This window comes from Tianweitania sediminis, from assembly GCF_017813335.1.
In the GTDB taxonomy this organism is placed as follows: Bacteria; Pseudomonadota; Alphaproteobacteria; order Rhizobiales; family Rhizobiaceae; genus Tianweitania; species Tianweitania sediminis.
Window position 1 is genome coordinate 157,337 of record NZ_JAGIYY010000008.1, and the last position, 17,188, is coordinate 174,524.

A 17,188-nucleotide genomic window follows, 5' to 3' on the forward strand; every position below is an offset into this window, starting at 1 on the left:
CTGGGCGGTCATCCCGTGTTTGTGGATGACCTGAGATTACGCATCGTGCGTAAGAAGTCAAACGATTTTTACGCTAGTCGCGTAAATCACGTTCTGCAAACCTATCCTGCCGATTACGTTTGGCCGGTCAGAGCTGTTGACCAATATCGGCTCGTAGGAAACTCGGTTCCGCCTGCGCTTGCCTGCGCTATCGGCCGGCAACTCGCGCAGACCGTCTCCAACTTCGCATCAACTGAGAAGCGATTTGCACGTCCCGCCAAGCTGGCGCCGCTGCCTGAGAAGCTTCAAGCCGCAATCCTCTATACGATGCGGGAAGAGCGGGCTAACGGCGCTTCGCGCAAGGCTGCGCCAAAACTCCGACGCATGAAGGTGGCCGCAGGATAGTATGCCCCCACCAGATGTCTCAGCGAAAAATCGCGCCTCAGCAGAAGCTGCACTCACAACGTACCTTGATGCTCTCGATAGGGACGGAAGTCGCGATGATTGGCACACTGCATTGCGTGAAGCTCGAGGCCTGATTGCGGATGCGCTCAGGGCATCCGGGTACCTCGCGCAGCGCGATTGCTGCCGCTGTTTCGAGGTCGAGATCCTGTTCGTTCGCCAGCCGGCGCAGGCCAACTGAGGTTTCCGTGGAAAGGTCGAGGGTGAGCTTCATGCGCGATCACCAGGCTTGGAGATGAAGGCGGCAGTAGGATTCACGCCGGCCTCCGCGCCTGATAGGATCTTGGCATGCTGACTGCGCGAACATTCAAGGTCTGGTTCTGGTCGTTGCGCCCCGTGCCGCAGTCGGTCGTGTTCGGCATTCTTGCCGGCGGCACGTGCACCATCATCAGCAAGTTCTTAAGTGCGATCATCGGGCTTATCATCTCGTAGACGGTGGATGAAGCGAAGGGCGATCATGACCGCCCATACCAGCAGGAACCAAAGCAGATTTGCGCCGAACGGCGTTTTGTCGAAGCTTTCGGCCTGCCCGCCCGCCGCGATGTGCTCAAGCACTGCCTCCGCGCCAAGTGAGTATCCGATCTCACCCCCAAGCAGGACGAGGTAAATGGCCAGAAGCGCAAAGTAGACCCAAAGAGACACGCGATAGTAGCTGTCCGGATGGTAATACGCGAACCAGACAATGCCGCCGGCTGCCATCGCGATAAGAGGGCCAAGCAGCGTGTTAAACTCGCGCCAGATATCCATCATGCGCGGTCACCAGGCCCGGAGATGAAGGCGGAGGTGGAGGTCATTACATCGCCGAGATGCGACCGCGCACCCGTCCGACAATCACGTGACCTTCGTCTAGGCTGATCGTATAGGGCGAATACGTCGGATTGCGGCTGAGAAGCCGAATGGTCGGCGGATCGGAGCCATGCACCGGCTCGCAAAGCTTCACCACAAGACCGGTACCGTCATAAACGAGGAACGGGCCAGGCGGGGACGGTCGCGTGTCCCGAGCATCCACGATCACACGATCACCGGGGAATATAGAGCCAGGCGCATGCGGATGTGCGGGATCATAGCCAGAGTCGCCCGTCACCTCCACGATCAACGCCCGTGAAGCCTCGATGCGGAGCTCCCCGCGAAGGTAGGATTCGGGGATGCGCCAGTAATCTTTGACGACTTCGGCTGAGATCTGGTTCCCGCCGTTATCGGTGACATTGATCAGATCGACCAAGCCTCCGCCGCCGGCGCCTGCTTTGGTGTCCAATTCGAGAACGGTGTCTTTGTGTGGATCCGGGGCGGCATCCGGAGCTCGTCGCGACATCGCGCTGAACTCAGGGCCAGCCAAAGCCCAAACCTCGTTTGCCGAGATCGCTGGCTCACCCTTGCCCGTCAGGGGCTTCAGTAGCTTGGCAACAAAAGCCCTGTCCAAGAACTCCTTCTTGTAAGCCCCGGGGTCCTCATACCGCTGAATGCTTGACGCACGAGCATAGCCCATCGCCTGCGCTAACCCATCAAGAGAGAAGCCAGCGCGCTCGCGAAGCGCACGAAATTCAGAAGTAACCCACTCACTGCTTGCCATACGTGCATTTACGCGAAACACGTTTACGCATTCCACGTTGACAATGTACGCGTGATGCGTATATACATGCGTAAGACTTGGACAACGCAGCGGGCGAACCCTTGAAAACACCAGCAGAACGAGTGATCGAAGCCTTCGGCGGATTGTCGCAACTGGCCCGCGCTCTTGGTTCGCCGGTTTCGACGGTCCAAGGATGGAAGATCCGCGGGGAAATCCCCCAGCGCCATTGGGCGGCTATCATAAAGAGTGCTGCTGACCGAGACATCGTTATCAAGATCGAAGACTTCGTCTTGATTGCCTCTGCACCGGAGGCAGCATGATCTTTCGTCATCAAAACGAAACGCGCCGTGTGTGGGTCGCCAAACCCTCCACCGGCGTTGCTCGTCTCTCATCTAGCCAAGTCCTGACTTCGCGCGGCGCCAACCGCTCGGGTCTCTCAGTTCGCCGCCCCGCCAAGGGCTGCGTCCGTCTCGCCCATAAATCTAAGCGAGACGGAAATCCTGATCATGGATCATTTGCCCAAGAACTCGGAGCGTGAAATGTCTGCCGTAGACGCCCCCGTTTTTAACTCCACAGACCGCGCACATGCGCTGGTCAAGGATATTGCCGGTCATGCCTGGCGTGGTCGCGGCGATATGGTCGACCGCGTTTTCGACGTCGTGACCCACGCGTTCCCGAAGTCGCCCTGGACCCGTCGCCGTGTCCGCGCTCTTTGGCACCGTGAAGCAGCCAGGATTGATTGGCGTGAAGTCCGCGAATTGGAGTTCGTTGCTGAGGTTGAGAGAGCGAAACGGCTGGAGCAGGAAGCGGCGAGGGCTAAGCATAACGAGTTCGTCACCCACATCTCAAACACTCTCGACAGGATGGAGGCGAACGATGCGGAATTCTTTATCCAACATCGTGCAGCGCTACGCGCGTTGGCGTTCGGATCGGCTGATTTTCAAATCCGAGAAGTTGCGGGCGAAAGCTCTGAAGATCCTTCTTCGAGCCGCCAAGTTCGCGCGCTGGATCGCGCCCGGGATTTCAACCAGCAATGACCATCGCGACAATCCTCCCTCGTGATGGTTCTAGCGCGCCAGGGGTCCGCCCCCCTGTTGCCTCTGGCGCGCGCCCACCTTTTGCGGGGACCGCTGCGGACAGCGTCAACCGTGACAGCACCGGGGCGGGCGTCTTGGCCGATTTGCCCGCTCCGGTCACCTTTACTTGCCCCGTGCCGCCGTCGGTCAATGCCATGTTCAAGAACACGAAGCATGGCCGAGCCAAGACCCAGGCGTACGAAGATTGGCGCCTCATGGCTGCGGCAGCGATCCGCCGCCAGGGCGTCCCCAAAATCAAAGGTCATGTCGTCATCAACATGGCATTCGAGATCGACCTTGTCCGGGCAGACGCCGACAACCGATTGAAGGCAATGAACGACCTGCTGGTCGACTTAGGCATCATCCAAGATGACAGCCTGATCCCAGCGGGGCTGTTCTCAAAGCTCCCGCCGACCAATCGATCGGCACATATCCAGATCTGGCCGGTGGTCGCGAACAGCGATCAAACCATCACGGCCACATTCCACGCCACGCATAACGGCGCAGGCGGCGCGTGGATTATCGAAGCGCCATCTCACACCTATGGTGATTATAATGAACATGTTTGATCGATTGCGGAAGGTGAAGGCGGATAAGCCTCCACGCCTTCTCTTTTACGGCCCTCCAGGGATCGGCAAGACGACCTTGGCGGCCGAGTTTCCCGACGCTGTCTTCCTCCAGATCGAGGACGGGACGCCCGGTGATGCGGAAATCGTTTCCTTCGGCAAGCTCGACACATTTGGTGAGGTGATGGACGCGCTCCAGTCCCTTTACCAGGAGGATCATACATTCCGGTATGTCGTGATCGACTCCATTACCGAGCTGCAGCGCCTGATCTTTGCTGAGACCTGTCGCCGTGGCGACGAGAAGGGCAACGCCAAGGCCAACATTGAGGACTTTGGCTACGGCAAGGGCTACGTCTACGCCATGCGCGTGGCTCAGGAGTTCGTTGAGGGTCTCAACCTCCTCCGGAACGATAAGGGCTTGGGTATCATCCTGATCGCCCACTCGACTGTCAGCCGGTTCGATGACCCCGAGACGGTCAGCTATGACCGGTACGAGATCGCCTTGCGATCCTCGGACAAAGCAAACAGCGACATGCGCGGCATGTTCGAGCGCGAGATGGACGCCATCCTGCTCTTGAAGCAGCCGGTGGTGGTGAAGACCGAAGAGCAGGGGTTCAACAAGGAACGCGCCCGGGCAACTGGCGGCGGTCTGGTGATGATCCATTCCATCGGGAAGCCTGCCTACACGGCCAAGAACCGGTACGGCATCCCAGGCGAGATGCGCTACACCAAGGGTGAAGGCTACGCGGCCCTCTCTCAATATTTCCCCCACATTGACGCCGGCGAGGTCCGGGTCGAACAGAAGGAAGCCGCGTAATGGTCGCCCTCCCATCATATAATCAGGAAGCGCAGCCGAGCCAATTTGAGCAGCTCCCAGCCGGTACTTACACGATGAAGATCGTGGAAGCTGAGGTTGAGGACATCTCTAAATCCGAGGACAAAGGTGGGTGCTTGAAGCTCACTTGGCAGGTCAGCGGCGGGCAGCATGATGGCCAGATGACTTGGCAGCGCCTGAGCCTCTGGGCAGAGAACTTCAAGTCGCAGAAGCCGGGCAAGTCCGACGAAGAGGTCACTCAGCAGGCCCGCGACATTGCCAATCAGCAGTTCGCCGCGGTTCGCGAAGCAACCGTCGGGGTTGGCAAGGTCGTAACCGACACCGACGTTCTGCTTCACATCCCATGCCTCGTCACAGTCGGGCCTCAGAAGAAGAACCCGCAGTACAACGAGATCAAGGCTGTGAAGCCCATGAACTCGGGCGCGGCGTCCGGAACGGCCGGCAAGGCACCTGCTGCAGCGAACGGCGGCGGGTCACTCCCCTGGAAGAAGTCCGCCTGATGTAGCGGCCCGGTGGTGATCGAGGTTTAGCCGACACACGCCACCACCGGGCACTTCCATTCCGAACTCGTTTTCACGTTGCTCGAAAAGGATCTGAGCGATGACAGATGATGCACGCCTGAGCAACAGGCATCCCGTTGACCGCCTTGCCATTGTACGCACGCGGATAAAGGAACTGCAGGAACAAGAAGCCGACCTGAAACAGATCGTGTCTGCCCAGATGGGCTCCAAAGACACGCTGGGCGGTGACGAATACGTCGCCAAGCAGGTGCTTTCGACCCGCAAGGGCGGGATCGACGAGGCCCTTCTGAAGAAACAGGGGCTAGACCCCGCTTCATTCCGCAAACCAGATGTGACGGTCTTGTCGATCCGAGTTGAGGCTCGGGTGGTGGAGGAGGCGTGATGGTAGCGATGCCAGAACTTCCATCCCCCACGATCGCCGCGATCGACGCCTGGCACGAGCGCAAGCAGGAGATCAGACACTACCCCTTCATTCGCGGTTCCGCCATCGGCCACCAGTGCGAGCGGGCCCTGTTCTACCGGTTCCGCTGGGCGCATCAGCCCGAGACCTTCACTGGTCGGATGCTCCGCCTATTCCAAACGGGCCACCGAGACGAGGCTAGGATGGTCATGGATCTCCGCAATGCTGGGATCCAGGTCCAGGACCGCGATCCCAAGACCAGAGACCAATGGGAGGTGGAGGCCTGCGACGGCCACTTCCAGGGGCACCTCGACGGGATCGTTGAGGGCTTGTTGGAAGCTCCGAAGACGCCGCACCTGCTTGAGTGCAAGACCCACAATGCGAAGTCGTTCGCGCAATTGAAGTCGATGGGGGTCGAGGCGGCCAAGCCGGACCACATGGCTCAAATGCAGGTCTACATGCACCTCCAAGGGCTGACCCGCGCCTTCTACCTGGCGAAGAGCAAGGACACGGACGAGTATTGGTCTGAGCGGATCCATTATGACCCCATCCACGGCGCTGCCTTGGTTGCGAAGGCTGAGCGTGTCCGGGCGGCCAAAGAGGCACCCGCCAGGGTCAGTGACGATCCCGAGTACTTCCTCTGCAAGGCGTTCAACTGCAGCAGCTACCAAGTCTGTCATGGCGGCGCATTCGCGCTCCGCAATTGCCGGACGTGTCTGTGGTCGGAGCCGATCGAGAACGCGAACTGGTTCTGCCATCGGCATAAGCGGGCGCTGTTGCGCGAGGAGCAGGCCGGTGGCTGCCCCAATCACCTCTATATCCCCAGCCTGGTCCCAGGCGAACAGATCGACGCCGACGAACAGTCCGAGACCGTGACCTACACCATGAGGGACGGCTCCCAATGGCAAGATGGCGGGAGGGTTGCGGCATGAACCCGTTCGTTTCCAAAGAAGAGAACCAAATCCGAACCGCGACGGTCGATCGCATTCGCACACTCCTTCCCGATGCTCGCATCATCCACGAGCTGAACGTCGACGAGGGTCATTGTCGCGCTGACATTGCTGCCGTGACCGAGTTGCAAATCTTCCTCTTCGAGCTGAAGTCCTCGAAGGACACACTGGGGCGGCTGGCAAACCAGATCCGCACCTTCCATCCGGTCTGCCACGGCCTGGTGGTTGTGGCTGATGAGAAGTGGTGCGGCCGAGCCACCGCGGCCGGATACCCGAACTGCGACGCTCGCAAAGTGTTGGAGGCCTCAGGGACGACAACGCAGCTGTGGCAATACCCTGAACCGCAAGCCGCATTCCCCGTCTGGCGCCTGCCAGTGCGGATCCACTACCCATGGCCGTGGAAGATGCTCCGCCTCCTATCAGCGGAGGAGATAAAGGCAGTCTGTGCCGAGCGCGGGATCAGGGTTCCGAGCAGGACAAACCGCTCGGTGTTGATCGATACCATCCTTCACCGCTTGACTGGGACGGAAATTGAACAGGCCGTCTGCGCTCAGTTGCGCAGCAGACAAGAGTCCGACCCTGCCCTGATTGGGGAGGTGGCGGCATGAGTGCTGTAGCCACCTATGAGGACCTGATCGCCCGCAAGGCAGTGGCGTTCGTTCCGAAGGGGTTCGACGGCCCCTTCGATCTTCACCCCGACCTCTACCCCCACCAACGCGCCGTGACCGAGTTTTCCCTCCACGCCGGTTGCTCGGCCATGTTCCTCGACACAGGGCTGGGCAAATCATTCTGCGCGTTGGAATGGGGCAGGTATGTCGTGGAGGCGACTGGTCGCCCCGTTTTGATGCTCGCCCCGTTGGCAGTCGGGCCGCAGCACCAGCGCGAAGCCGCCAGGTTTGGGATCGATGCGATCTATGTCCGTGACGGCGCTGAAGTAACGGACGCCAGGATCTACATCACGAACTATGAGCGTCTTGATAACTTCGTGGCTGCCAAGTTTGCCGGGGTCATCTTGGATGAGTCCAGCATTCTGAAATCCTTCTCAGGTGCCACAACCAAGAAGCTGATCGAGACCTTCTCGAAAACACCCTACCGGCTTTGCTGCACCGCTACCCCGGCGCCCAATGACCATACCGAGCTCGGCACCCACGCAGAGTTTCTCGGGGTGATGCGCCGGGATGAAATGTTGCCGCGTTGGTTCCTCCATGACAGCGCCGACACCGGCACGTGGCGGATCAAGGGCCATGCCGTTGAAGACTTCTGGCGCTGGGTCGCGTCCTGGGCCCGATGCGTGTCCCTTCCATCGGATCTCGGCTTCGACAACGGCAACTACATTCTCCCTCCTATCGTGGTGAAGGAGCACATCGTCGAGGCAGACAGAACCATTGACGCTGGCGAGGAAGGCAGAGGGAAGTTCCAGGGTCAGCAGTGTTTGTTCCGGATCCCCGACACGTCCGCAACTGCAATCCACAAGGAGAAGCGCCTCACCGTAGATGACCGGGCCGACCTAGTTGCGGAGTGCATCGACAGCGATCCCGAAGAGCAGTGGCTGGTCTGGTGCGACACCGACTATGAGGCCGAAGCTGTCCTCGCGCGGGTCTCCGGTGCCGAGGAGGTAAGGGGCAGTCACACTGCGTTGCAGAAGGAAGCGAGGCTGGATGCGTTCAGTCGCGGCGACCTAAGGGTGCTGGTTACGAAGCCCTCGATCGCCGGATACGGTCTCAACTGGCAACAGTGCGCTCGCATGGCCTTTGCAGGCCTGAGCTTCTCTTACGAGAACTACTACCAAGCCGTTCGGCGGTGCTGGCGGTTTGGTCAAAGCAGGCCGGTCCAGGTCCATATTGCAATGGCCGACACCGAGGCCGCGATCAAGCGCGTGATCGATCGCAAAGCCGGCGACCACGCAGCGATGAAGCGCGAAATGCAGCTCGCAATGCGAGCCGCTCACCAATTGTCCGTCAGGAAAGCAGCATACACCCCCAAAAAGGAGGCCGGGCTGCCTGCCTGGATGATCGCATGAAAGTCATGGATGTTCACCACGGCGACAATTTCAGCGCCTACCACGCCGACTGCGTTGAGGGCGTTCGCGAGCTGCCGGATGGGTCGGTCGGGTTCTCGATCTACAGCCCGCCCTTCTCGCATCTGTTCATCTACAGCGACAGCGAGCGGGATATGGGGAATGCGTCCTCTGACGACGAATTCCTCGAGCACTACAGCTTCCTCCTCCGTGACCTTCACCGCGTCACAATCCCCGGCCGGCTGACCGCGGTGCATTGCACCGACATGCCTCGCACCAAGTCGATGCATGGGGAGATCGGACTTTGGGACATGCCGGGGGCGATTATCGAGGCGCACAAGCAGGCTGGGTGGGTCTACCATTCCCGCGTCACGATCTGGAAGGATCCGGTCGTGGAGATGCAGCGCACCAAGACCCACGGCCTGCTTTACAAGACGTTCCAGAAAGACACGTCGCGGTGCCGCCAAGGCCTCCCCGATTATCTCCTGATCTTCCGCAAAACACCGGCGGATGAGAAGCAGGCGGTGCCAGTCGGGAAAGACCGTAACCTGTTCCCCGTGTCGCTGTGGCAGCAGTGGGCCAGCCCGGTGTGGATGGACATCAACCAAACTAATGTTCTCAACGCGCGTCCCGAGAAGGACCCGAAGGACGAAAAGCACCTTTGCCCCCTTCAGCTAGACCTGATCGAGCGAGCCATCCGCCTGTGGAGTAATGAAGGTGACACCGTGCTGTCCCCGTTCATGGGTATCGGATCCGAGGGCTGGGGCGCATTGAAGTGCAAGCGCCGTTTCGTCGGGTTTGAGCTGAAGGAGGGGTATTTTCGCCAGGCAGTGAAGAACCTCTCGCATATGTCGGACACGGCATTCGGAGGTGACTTGTTGGAGGGCTTGGTCGCATGATCACCCTCCGACCCTACCAATCCGCCGCCATCGACGCCCTGTTCCAGTATTGGGGGCAGGGCGGAGGTAACGGCCTCATCGTCCTCCCAACCGGCGCCGGTAAATCGCTGGTGGTGGCTGAGATCATGCGCAGGATCCTCCACAACTACCCCGCGATGAGGATCGCGTGCGTGACACACAGCCGGGAATTGATCGTCCAGAACTTCCAGGAACTGATCAAGATCTGGCCCGATGCGCCAGCTGGGATTTATTCAGCAGGTGTAGGTCGTCGGGACACGCGGTCGAAGATTCTGTTCTGTGGTGTCCAGTCCGTGTTCGCCAGGACGAAGGAGATCGGCCAGATCGACCTCCTCCTGGTCGATGAAGCCCATCTCATCCCCCGCAGCTCAGACACGATGTACGGCAAGTTCATCGACGGCCTTCGTGCCATGCAGCCGGACATGCGGATCGCTGGCCTAACCGCCACGCCGTACCGGTTGGACTCGGGCCGCCTGGATGAAGGAAGGGGGTCACTTTTCGACACCATCGTCTATGAGGCGAAGGTGACGGATCTGATTGAGCAGGGGTATTTGTCCCCCCTTATCTCCAAAGCCAGCTTGGCCCGAATGGACCTTGCCGGAATTGGGACCCGGGCCGGCGAGTTCATCCCGGCTCAGGTCGAACGGGCTGCGATGGAAGGCGACCTCGTCCACCGGGCTGTTGCCGAAATGGCGGACCTCGCCAATGACCGACGGGCCTGGCTCGTCTTCTGCGCCTCAGTTCGCCATGCCGAAGCAGTCAGGGATGCACTCAGGGAACAAGGTATCCCGGCTGAATCCGTTGATGGCGGAATGTCGAAGGGGGAACGGGACGGGATCATCGTCGCATTTAAACGAGGCGACCTCAGAGCCTTGACCTCAGTCAACGTCCTGTCGATCGGCTTCAACGTCCCTCACGTCGACATGGTGGCTTTGATGCGCCCCACAAAATCGACGGGGTTGTACATCCAGCAGGTCGGTCGGGCATTCCGAACTGCACCCAACAAAGAGAACGCACTGATCCTCGACTTCGCCAAGGTCATCTCAATGCATGGCCCCGTCGATGCTGTGTCGGTTGGGCCATCAAGGGGTGGCGCTAAGGGGGAAAAAGACGCACCCCACCCAGACACGGTGCGGGCGAAGGAATGCCCCGATTGCCAAGCCTTGGCAGCCCTCAATGCGAGAGAGTGTAAGGTTTGCGGGCATGAATGGATCGTGGAGGAAAAACCGAAGCACGAAGCCGAGGCTCAGTCTGATCTCGGCATCCTGTCAACAGAACGGGTTCCACCACAGATGCTCCCCGTCGTCGACTGGCGCCTCGATCGGCATGAAAAGGAGGGGTCCCCACCAAGCTTGAGGGTCACCTTCATGGCCGGCCTGCAGCAATACCGCGAGTGGTGGGCATTCGAGCGCCAGGGGTATGCCCGGCAGAAGGCTCAGCAGCGTTGGATCGAACACCAGGGCCTTCTGCCATTCCCCAAGACCGTCGATGAAGCCCTAGCTCGTCGCCACGAGATCCAGATCCCGCAAACGATCTCCGTCAAACCTAACGGCCGGTACTTCGACATCACCGGGCGTTCGTTCCTGCCTCGTGAGCAGAGGGAGAAAGCAGCATGACCCGCGAGATCATTCCTCAGCGTCGAGCTTCCGAAAACGAGGAGATCGCCTTTGCCGGCACCCAAGTCTCCGTCAGCTTCGGCTACTATGACGATGGCAGGGTAGCTGAGGTTTTCCTATCCACCCGCAAAGCCGGATCGGCCGTCGACGTAGCGGCACGCGACACAGCCGTCCTGATGTCGCTTCTCCTCCAATACGGTTGTTCAGCAAAGATCATCGGACGCGCCATCACCGCCGACGCTCAAGGCAGACCTGAAGGCTTGGCAGGCATCGTGGCTCGCTTAGTGGAGGAACGGCAAGCGGAGCGCGTCGCCCTCATGGTGGAGGCGGCCGAGTGATGTTCGTCGCATATGGAAGACACACCCAAGCAGGGATTGAGGCACGGCGTCGCCGAGAGGATCGGGAGATACCCTTGTCGCAGCCCGCACCGCCACCCGCGCCGGTGGAGGTGGACGCTCCACCTGCCACACGCTTGCCTGATAGGCCCAAGGTCACGCCGATCCGAACACCGGCGATGGCTACGCGCCAGATGATTGCAGAGGTGGCGGAGCTCTACGGCTGCACCTTTTCTGAGGTTGTATCTGACAAACGGCAGCGAAACATTGTCGATGCGCGACACGCGGCGATCCGCGCCGTCAGAACTGCCAATCCGCACATGAGCCTTCCGGAAATTGGCAGGATCTTCAATCGCGACCACAGCACCATCTTCCACTCCCTGAAGCAGCCCGTCAGGGCACCGAGGCGGCGATCATGACAGACCGCCACGACCCTGCTCTCTGCGGCATCTGCGGCCGCGGCACTGTCGGCCTCGGCTATGCCCCTCCCAGGTCTAAGCTCCCACCCCTGTGGGTGTGCGATGATCCCGAATGCCTCAGCTTGGCAACAAGGACATATCAGATGAAACAAGACACGTTCGACCGCCTCGAGGCCATTGCGGCGGCGCGTGGTGCGGAAGCTATGGGGCAGAGGTTGGAGGAGTTGGGTAAAGCCCAAGTCTTCGAGGGAATGGAATGGGAAGAGTGGCTTGATGCTGTTCGCAGCGGGATCGCCGGGTACCGCCAGTGCCTTAAGGCTGAGATTTCCGGGGAGGCGCCGTTCTGATGTCCGACACCATGACCCTCAACGACGTCCAACAGCTGCGCCGCACCCTATTAGACCGTGGGTACAAGCCCGTTCCCGTCTTCAGCATCGACTACCACTTCTGCAACTCGCCGGGAAAGCAGCCGGAAGGGAAGGCGTGGAACGAGATGGCGAAGGCAGGGCACCTGCCTGCTTTGTCGACGAAGGCGATGAACACCGGGATCCTCTGCGACGGTCTCAGGGTCGTGGATGTGGACGTCGACGATCCTGACGCAGCTCGAGAGATCACGCATCTGGCCAGAGATTTTCTCGGCACCGCACCCGAGCGGTACAGGGGGAACAGTGCGCGTAGGACGATCGTGTACCGGGCTGCTGAAGGAGAGCCAAGGAAGAGGTCTGTCACTTCCGCAACGATCCGAAACCAAGACGGGAAGCCGGCCAAGGTGGAGGTTCTAGGGCAGGGGCAGCAGTTCGTCGCCTATGGCTTCCACCCGTCTGGCGCTGAACTCCTTTGGTCTGAACCCTCTCTGGGGGAGGTGGTGGTGCAGGATCTTCCCACCGTGTCGGAGGCGGAAATCACCGACTTTCTAGAGGCCGCAGGCCGGGTGATTGGTGCCAGCCATGAGCAGGGTCAAGACCTCCACCACGCCGCCGCATCATCATCCCCCATCACATACACGCTGCAAGGTGCGGAGGAAGAGGAGATCGCGGAGCTCCTGACCTACGTCGACCCGGATCTCCCCTATGACGAATGGGTCCAGATCCTTGCCGCCATTCATGACGCGACGGGTGGGTCCGGATCGGGCCTTGCCATGGCAGATGAGTGGTCGTCGAGGGGTCGGAAATATAAAAACAACAGGGAGATGGCGCAGAAGTGGAAGTCATTCGGAAAGCGGTCGGGCATAACCTCCGCCACGATCGCTGACTACGCCCGCCGTGGTGGTGCTGACCTATCGGATATCGCGATCCGACATAGAGGGATGCCAGCGCCTTCTTGGTATGATCCCGTTGAGGCCAAGAAAATTGCGGACGCCATCCTGAAATCCGCAATGAACAAGATTGCGGCAGCGTCGGCGGCTGAGGACGATGTTCACAATGAGGAGGACGACGAAGACCTCGGCGGCGCACACGACCACTTCGATCTCCCCGAAACGCTCATGCGCCCCGGCGGAGTAGTTCAGGACCTGACGGACTGGATCTGCGAATGGACCGGCGAGCCTGTCAGGATCCACGCCCTCGGCGCCGCTCTCGTCATTGTCGGGGCTCTGGTGGGCAGGAAGGTTTACACACAGAAACGCCCCACCTGCACCGCGTTGTATATCGGAGCAGTCGCCCCCTCAGGCATGGGCAAGCAGCACCCACAGAATGCGATCAAGCTCGTCCTAGACGAAATCATGGGATCTGGCCGCGGTCATACGGGATGGAACGTATCCCTCCCAGCCATTGCCATGGCATTGATGGATAACGCATCCAAGGTGATGGTGGCGGATGAGTTTGCAGACAAACTGGTCGGGATCCGCCACAAAAACGCCTCCACGTCTCAGTCGGCCATCTCCGAAGGCCTTAGGTCTCTGTGGGGAACAAACATCGGCAGCTATACCCCGGACGTTTCGATCACCCGCGGCGACGTGAAGATCCACCGGCCTAACATGAGCTTCTACGGATCCGCCACGATCCGGGACTTCACCCGATCCCTCGTGTCAAAGGATGTCACGTCGGGACTGCTGAACCGCTTCCTTATCCTTCCCCGATTCGATCAGGTCGAGCATGGGGCGGATCCGGAAGGGATCATGACCCTTCCCGCATCACTCCGCCAGCGCCTCCAATGGCTCTACAACTGCCTTCCCGACCCACTCCAAGCCACCATGGCGGTCAGGGGAGACGGGTTCCCCCATAATCCGGTTATGGTGCCCATGAACGCGGAAGCTGCGGCCATGGATGAGGAGAACAAGGCGGAGCAGAAGCGCTTCATGCGCGGTGCGGACGATGACCCCACCCTCAGCCTATACGGCCGGTACGCCGAGCAGATCAAACGAGTAGCCTTGATCACGGCATGTGGGCGCAATCCGGAAGATCTCAGTAGAGCCGTTCTGGATGCCTCAGCGATGAAATTCGCCCGCGAGCTCGTCACATACAGCCTCAGCCAGTTCGTGCTCATGGTCCGCAGGGATATGGTCGAGAACCAGGTTGAGGCGAACCGGGCCGCCGTGTTGAACCTCATTCGAGCTAGGAAAGAGATAACTCGGTCAGAGCTGCTTCGCAGGATCCGGCACATCAGCGCACGGGATTTGAAGGACGCGATCCAACTGCTTCAGGAGGCTCATTGCATCATCGAGGCGCGGGCTCCAACCCGAACAAACAGCGCTCTCGTATACCGCTATTTGCGCGGCTGAGACTGCTTCGAATCTTTCCCGAAATCTTTCCCAAACAGCGAATCTTTCCGCGGGAAAGATTCGCTTTTTTGTGCCTCCAAGGCGAATTCTTCCCAATCTTTCCCGAATCTTTCCCTGCTGTTTTGGGAAAGATTTGACCGCGAAAAAGGCAACGAAAACAAGGATGTAGATATAGAAGATATAATCTTTCCAATCTTTCCCTTACCCCCTTCGATTTTGCCCCTTTTTGAGTGACAGGTATAAGACCCTCGGGAATTTGGGAAAGATTCCCGCAAACGTGGACAACCCATCCGGCAACGCTTCCCGTCCGGCTCCAAATCACCTACTCTTCACCAGTCCGCAGCGGTCCCCGGTCAGCCAAGAGCCGGGAGCCCTTAAGTGCCAGAAGTTTCCACACCGCCACCATGGTACGTCGCCAGGTTGAAACCCGGCGCGAGCCGTACAGCCAGGCACCGTATCGGCCTCCCCGAGTGGCGCCATAACGAGACCATTGCTGAGCGCAGCCTTCGAGATTGCGGGTTCACCGTCTATTTCCCCAAGATGCGGAAGGACATCATCCATCACCGCACTAGGGTTTTGATAACCCGCGAGTTTCCCCTCTTCACCGGCTATTTGTTCGTTGATCGCATTACCTCGGGCCCCGTCAGCGCTAGAGATTGCGACGGTGTTGCCGAGCTGATGGGGGTGAAGACTGATGGCCGCCCTTGGCCTGTTCCCGCCGCTGTGGTCACCCGGTTCCAGCAGGCTGAGCAGGACGAGCTATTCGACGACACCAAGTCAGCCAGGATCAAGCGGGAAGAGGAGGGCAGAACGGAGCGGGAAACGATCATGATGAAGTTCCCTGCTGGATTGCCTATTCGGATCGAGAACCCACGACACATCCTCCACGGTTTCCACGGTCGTGTCGTTTCCGTCACTGGCCGTGGATTGGTCAAGGTGATGGTCGCGACGCTCCAGTCCCTTACCCCGGTACAGGCCGAGTTCCTCACCCAAGACCTGGAGACGGCTTGGTGATGTTGGTAACCAATAGGGCTTGCAATGTGTTGGAAACGGTGGATATCACCGCACAGACGAATGTTGGCTGTTCAGATTGCGGACTCCCGATCATCAACGGGAGGAATACTCGCCGGGCCTTAGGGGATGAGATCGTCGCTCCCCGCCTTGGCGAAGCTATGTCGCTGGACAAGAAGCGAACCCACCGTCTCACCGAAGAAGAACGCGAAGGCATCCTTCGAATGTATCGCACCGGCGAGAAGATCTCGGTCATTGCCGCGACATATGGCGTCCCAACAAACTATCCCCGCACCCTGGCTGTTCGGCGGAACGTGACCCGAGGCGTGGCGGCAAGGATTGTGCGACGCGCTGATCCTGTCCAAGCCCGCAGTGAAACTGCTGCGCCGGTTGTACCGGTGGCAGAGATCCAGCGCCTTTCCGCTAAGGGCTTGGGCTGTACCCAGATCGCTGCTCTGCTCCGGTGTCGATACCGCGACGTTGCGGATGTGTTGGATCTGGTCTGAAACCATACAGGCTGCTTCGGCGGCCGTTTTCGTGTTGAGGGAGCAGAGCATGAAGCTCCAAACAGCCTTCGCACTTGTCGACAAGCGCGGCATTGATCTCGGCAGTGTGTTCGAGAAAGAGCGCGAAGTTCGCGTTTATGCAGACCGGACAGATCCGCAGTGGAAGGCCAAGGGCTACACCATTCGCAAGGTCCACATCACCGTTGTTGATGATGGGGTCTGGCAGGAGTGACCGAAACCTTCCGCCTTGCCGACGCTGCCGTGACCATGGAGCCGAGTGGCCTGTCTGTGACCACGTTCCGCGATGGTGGCGTCGTGAAGGCTTGGCCCGGCGATCGACAGGAAGACAGGGCACGCGCCGTTTCGCTCGGGTATGCTCAGGATGTCTCGCAGCTTACGTGGCAGCACTTGGTCGCAATGAGCCGGGACCACGAAGCCAGTCATCACCTACTCGCCCACTGGCTTGGGCTGGACAGAAGTCCTACGCTACATGGTGTTTCCCGCAACCGGTACTGGCCGCACTGGCATCGCGAAGAAGCAGCTGCACTGGCGTTGCAGGCGTTCGCGTTGGCGGCCGGAGTTGATCTTCTCGCGATCCTGAGAAGGACCGCTGGTTAAATGGCGCTCTCTGTTCGGATCCAAGGTAGCGGCCTGGTCCGCTTCTCCGATGCTGTCGAGGCATTGGGTGAGGTCAGGGCGCGAAAGGCATACAGCCGAGCCGTCAACGACGCTGGTCGCGACACCAAGACACCGACTCAACGGGCATTGGCACAGCAGACAGGCCTGAAGGTCAAGGTGACACGGAAGGCTCTGCGGATCACCAGGGCATCACCTGCCACACTTGAGTACAAGCTGACCGGCACCGGTGGCGACATCGCCCTCAAATACTTCGGAGCGCGTGAGACCCGAAAGGGTACGTCCGCTGCACCGTTCAACAAGCGCAAGGTTTTCTCTGGTGCCTTCATCAAGGGCGGGCAGTTCCCCAACCGCGTCGACATCGGCCGCGGCGGTCACGTCTTCGAGCGCGCCAGCATGTCCCGCTTTCCGATCAACAAGGTGAAGTCAGGCGTCGTCATCCCCAACGAGATGGTGAAGGACGCAACGGCTCGGACATTCGAGCGGGTCGGCCAGGCCAAGCTGCAGGAGAAGGTGCTGCGGCACGTCAAGCTCGTCGCCAAGGGCGTGCTGAGCTGATGCGAGGGGCAGGATCGGCATATGTGGCAGAACGGCCACACCCCCCGGTTCAGGGACCGTACCCCTAGGGGCTGACCCTAAGCGGCGGCGACCGC

Annotated in this window: 25 protein-coding genes; 22 read left to right on the forward strand and 3 right to left on the reverse strand. The window is 59.9% G+C overall.

Translation table 11 applies throughout. The features are described 5' to 3' along the window. The first annotated feature begins 15 nt into the window (after positions 1-15). Positions 16-384 carry a DNA cytosine methyltransferase gene (locus J5Y06_RS18530; protein ID WP_209336671.1) on the forward strand — a complete coding sequence of 123 codons (369 nt, stop codon included), beginning with the start codon at positions 16-18 and terminating at the stop codon, positions 382-384. A gap of 37 nt (positions 385-421) precedes the next feature. Here the strand turns inward: J5Y06_RS18530 and J5Y06_RS18535 are convergent, their stop codons facing one another. Beyond that, positions 422-655, reverse strand: a complete 234-nt coding sequence (locus tag J5Y06_RS18535) for a hypothetical protein (RefSeq protein ID WP_209336672.1) — start codon at positions 653-655, stop codon at positions 422-424. A gap of 74 nt (positions 656-729) precedes the next feature. Here J5Y06_RS18535 and J5Y06_RS18540 point away from each other — a divergent pair, with 74 nt between their 5' ends. After that, positions 730-873 (forward strand): hypothetical protein, encoded by a 144-nt coding sequence (locus J5Y06_RS18540; protein WP_209336673.1) that lies wholly within the window; start codon positions 730-732, stop codon positions 871-873. Here J5Y06_RS18540 and J5Y06_RS18545 read toward each other — a convergent pair. Together J5Y06_RS18545 and J5Y06_RS18550 are read right to left on the reverse strand one after the other, a co-directional pair. Continuing rightward, entirely contained in the window at positions 841-1,191 is a 351-nt protein-coding gene (locus J5Y06_RS18545) for a hypothetical protein (protein WP_209336674.1), read from the reverse strand. The genes J5Y06_RS18540 and J5Y06_RS18545 overlap by 33 nt on opposite strands. 43 nt (positions 1,192-1,234) lie before the next feature. Further along, positions 1,235-1,861, reverse strand: coding sequence for a S24 family peptidase (locus tag J5Y06_RS18550; RefSeq protein ID WP_209336675.1), 627 nt, complete (start codon positions 1,859-1,861; stop codon positions 1,235-1,237). Between the two features lie 272 nt (positions 1,862-2,133). Here J5Y06_RS18550 and J5Y06_RS18555 point away from each other — a divergent pair, with 272 nt between their 5' ends. The 20 genes from J5Y06_RS18555 (at position 2,134) to J5Y06_RS18650 (ending at position 17,093) form a co-directional block, all read left to right on the forward strand. Continuing rightward, positions 2,134-2,331, forward strand: a complete 198-nt coding sequence (locus tag J5Y06_RS18555; RefSeq protein ID WP_209336733.1) for a carph-isopro domain-containing protein — start codon at positions 2,134-2,136, stop codon at positions 2,329-2,331. Positions 2,332-2,517: 186 nt separating this feature from the next. Next, positions 2,518-3,048, forward strand: a complete 531-nt coding sequence (locus tag J5Y06_RS18560) for a hypothetical protein (RefSeq protein ID WP_209336676.1) — start codon at positions 2,518-2,520, stop codon at positions 3,046-3,048. Continuing rightward, positions 3,045-3,656: a RusA family crossover junction endodeoxyribonuclease gene (locus tag J5Y06_RS18565; RefSeq protein WP_209336677.1), complete on the forward strand. Its 612-nt coding sequence runs from the start codon at positions 3,045-3,047 to the stop codon at positions 3,654-3,656. Before J5Y06_RS18560 ends, J5Y06_RS18565 begins: the two co-directional genes overlap by 4 nt. After that, on the forward strand, positions 3,643-4,470 hold the full coding sequence (locus J5Y06_RS18570; RefSeq protein WP_209336678.1) for an ATP-binding protein: 828 nt from the start codon (positions 3,643-3,645) through the stop codon (positions 4,468-4,470). The genes J5Y06_RS18565 and J5Y06_RS18570 overlap by 14 nt, the downstream gene beginning before the upstream one ends. Beyond that, positions 4,470-4,988 (forward strand): DUF669 domain-containing protein, encoded by a 519-nt coding sequence (locus tag J5Y06_RS18575; protein ID WP_209336679.1) that lies wholly within the window; start codon positions 4,470-4,472, stop codon positions 4,986-4,988. Before J5Y06_RS18570 ends, J5Y06_RS18575 begins: the two co-directional genes overlap by 1 nt. A 100-nt stretch (positions 4,989-5,088) precedes the next feature. Then, the gene (locus J5Y06_RS18580; RefSeq protein WP_209336680.1) at positions 5,089-5,391 is read left to right on the forward strand and encodes a hypothetical protein; all 303 of its coding nucleotides are present in this window, start codon (positions 5,089-5,091) and stop codon (positions 5,389-5,391) included. Further along, positions 5,391-6,341 (forward strand): oxidoreductase, encoded by a 951-nt coding sequence (locus J5Y06_RS18585; protein ID WP_209336681.1) that lies wholly within the window; start codon positions 5,391-5,393, stop codon positions 6,339-6,341. The genes J5Y06_RS18580 and J5Y06_RS18585 overlap by 1 nt, the downstream gene beginning before the upstream one ends. Next, entirely contained in the window at positions 6,338-6,967 is a 630-nt protein-coding gene (locus tag J5Y06_RS18590) for a hypothetical protein (protein ID WP_209336682.1), read from the forward strand. Before J5Y06_RS18585 ends, J5Y06_RS18590 begins: the two co-directional genes overlap by 4 nt. Further along, positions 6,964-8,379, forward strand: a complete 1,416-nt coding sequence (locus tag J5Y06_RS18595; protein WP_209336683.1) for a helicase-related protein — start codon at positions 6,964-6,966, stop codon at positions 8,377-8,379. The genes J5Y06_RS18590 and J5Y06_RS18595 overlap by 4 nt, the downstream gene beginning before the upstream one ends. Beyond that, positions 8,376-9,275, forward strand: coding sequence for a DNA-methyltransferase (locus J5Y06_RS18600; protein ID WP_209336684.1), 900 nt, complete (start codon positions 8,376-8,378; stop codon positions 9,273-9,275). Before J5Y06_RS18595 ends, J5Y06_RS18600 begins: the two co-directional genes overlap by 4 nt. Continuing rightward, positions 9,272-10,909, forward strand: a complete 1,638-nt coding sequence (locus tag J5Y06_RS18605; protein WP_209336685.1) for a DEAD/DEAH box helicase — start codon at positions 9,272-9,274, stop codon at positions 10,907-10,909. Before J5Y06_RS18600 ends, J5Y06_RS18605 begins: the two co-directional genes overlap by 4 nt. Further along, the gene (locus tag J5Y06_RS18610; protein ID WP_209336686.1) at positions 10,906-11,247 is read left to right on the forward strand and encodes a TSCPD domain-containing protein; all 342 of its coding nucleotides are present in this window, start codon (positions 10,906-10,908) and stop codon (positions 11,245-11,247) included. Before J5Y06_RS18605 ends, J5Y06_RS18610 begins: the two co-directional genes overlap by 4 nt. A 191-nt stretch (positions 11,248-11,438) precedes the next feature. Further along, positions 11,439-11,663: a helix-turn-helix domain-containing protein gene (locus tag J5Y06_RS23610; RefSeq protein WP_425348073.1), complete on the forward strand. Its 225-nt coding sequence runs from the start codon at positions 11,439-11,441 to the stop codon at positions 11,661-11,663. A 143-nt stretch (positions 11,664-11,806) separates the two neighbouring features. After that, on the forward strand, positions 11,807-12,010 hold the full coding sequence (locus J5Y06_RS18620) for a hypothetical protein (RefSeq protein WP_209336688.1): 204 nt from the start codon (positions 11,807-11,809) through the stop codon (positions 12,008-12,010). Then, positions 12,010-14,382: a PriCT-2 domain-containing protein gene (locus tag J5Y06_RS18625; protein ID WP_209336689.1), complete on the forward strand. Its 2,373-nt coding sequence runs from the start codon at positions 12,010-12,012 to the stop codon at positions 14,380-14,382. Before J5Y06_RS18620 ends, J5Y06_RS18625 begins: the two co-directional genes overlap by 1 nt. A 378-nt stretch (positions 14,383-14,760) precedes the next feature. After that, entirely contained in the window at positions 14,761-15,396 is a 636-nt protein-coding gene (locus tag J5Y06_RS18630) for a transcription termination/antitermination NusG family protein (protein WP_209336690.1), read from the forward strand. Further along, entirely contained in the window at positions 15,393-15,899 is a 507-nt protein-coding gene (locus J5Y06_RS18635) for a hypothetical protein (RefSeq protein WP_209336691.1), read from the forward strand. The genes J5Y06_RS18630 and J5Y06_RS18635 overlap by 4 nt, the downstream gene beginning before the upstream one ends. A 49-nt stretch (positions 15,900-15,948) precedes the next feature. After that, positions 15,949-16,131: a hypothetical protein gene (locus J5Y06_RS18640; protein WP_209336692.1), complete on the forward strand. Its 183-nt coding sequence runs from the start codon at positions 15,949-15,951 to the stop codon at positions 16,129-16,131. Next, positions 16,128-16,517, forward strand: coding sequence for a hypothetical protein (locus tag J5Y06_RS18645; RefSeq protein WP_209336693.1), 390 nt, complete (start codon positions 16,128-16,130; stop codon positions 16,515-16,517). Before J5Y06_RS18640 ends, J5Y06_RS18645 begins: the two co-directional genes overlap by 4 nt. Beyond that, positions 16,518-17,093, forward strand: a complete 576-nt coding sequence (locus J5Y06_RS18650) for a hypothetical protein (protein WP_209336694.1) — start codon at positions 16,518-16,520, stop codon at positions 17,091-17,093. The last annotated feature ends 95 nt before the right edge of the window (positions 17,094-17,188 follow it).

Excerpts from the sequence above, each read along its gene's own strand:
- J5Y06_RS18605 (WP_209336685.1), top strand. The coding sequence starts at position 9,272 with ATGATCACCCTCCGACCCTACCAATCCGCCGCCATCGACGCCCTGTTC.
- J5Y06_RS23610 (WP_425348073.1), top strand. The coding sequence starts at position 11,439 with ATGATTGCAGAGGTGGCGGAGCTCTACGGCTGCACCTTTTCTGAGGTT.
- J5Y06_RS18570 (WP_209336678.1), top strand. The coding sequence starts at position 3,643 with ATGAACATGTTTGATCGATTGCGGAAGGTGAAGGCGGATAAGCCTCCA.
- J5Y06_RS18540 (WP_209336673.1), top strand. The coding sequence starts at position 730 with ATGCTGACTGCGCGAACATTCAAGGTCTGGTTCTGGTCGTTGCGCCCC.
- J5Y06_RS18535 (WP_209336672.1), bottom strand. The coding sequence starts at position 655 with ATGAAGCTCACCCTCGACCTTTCCACGGAAACCTCAGTTGGCCTGCGC.
- J5Y06_RS18580 (WP_209336680.1), top strand. The coding sequence starts at position 5,089 with ATGACAGATGATGCACGCCTGAGCAACAGGCATCCCGTTGACCGCCTT.
- J5Y06_RS18590 (WP_209336682.1), top strand. The coding sequence starts at position 6,338 with ATGAACCCGTTCGTTTCCAAAGAAGAGAACCAAATCCGAACCGCGACG.
- J5Y06_RS18560 (WP_209336676.1), top strand. The coding sequence starts at position 2,518 with ATGGATCATTTGCCCAAGAACTCGGAGCGTGAAATGTCTGCCGTAGAC.
- J5Y06_RS18585 (WP_209336681.1), top strand. The coding sequence starts at position 5,391 with ATGGTAGCGATGCCAGAACTTCCATCCCCCACGATCGCCGCGATCGAC.
- J5Y06_RS18650 (WP_209336694.1), top strand. The coding sequence starts at position 16,518 with ATGGCGCTCTCTGTTCGGATCCAAGGTAGCGGCCTGGTCCGCTTCTCC.
- J5Y06_RS18595 (WP_209336683.1), top strand. The coding sequence starts at position 6,964 with ATGAGTGCTGTAGCCACCTATGAGGACCTGATCGCCCGCAAGGCAGTG.
- J5Y06_RS18545 (WP_209336674.1), bottom strand. The coding sequence starts at position 1,191 with ATGATGGATATCTGGCGCGAGTTTAACACGCTGCTTGGCCCTCTTATC.
- J5Y06_RS18565 (WP_209336677.1), top strand. The coding sequence starts at position 3,045 with ATGACCATCGCGACAATCCTCCCTCGTGATGGTTCTAGCGCGCCAGGG.
- J5Y06_RS18640 (WP_209336692.1), top strand. The coding sequence starts at position 15,949 with ATGAAGCTCCAAACAGCCTTCGCACTTGTCGACAAGCGCGGCATTGAT.
- J5Y06_RS18620 (WP_209336688.1), top strand. The coding sequence starts at position 11,807 with ATGAAACAAGACACGTTCGACCGCCTCGAGGCCATTGCGGCGGCGCGT.
- J5Y06_RS18600 (WP_209336684.1), top strand. The coding sequence starts at position 8,376 with ATGAAAGTCATGGATGTTCACCACGGCGACAATTTCAGCGCCTACCAC.
- J5Y06_RS18610 (WP_209336686.1), top strand. The coding sequence starts at position 10,906 with ATGACCCGCGAGATCATTCCTCAGCGTCGAGCTTCCGAAAACGAGGAG.
- J5Y06_RS18625 (WP_209336689.1), top strand. The coding sequence starts at position 12,010 with ATGTCCGACACCATGACCCTCAACGACGTCCAACAGCTGCGCCGCACC.
- J5Y06_RS18575 (WP_209336679.1), top strand. The coding sequence starts at position 4,470 with ATGGTCGCCCTCCCATCATATAATCAGGAAGCGCAGCCGAGCCAATTT.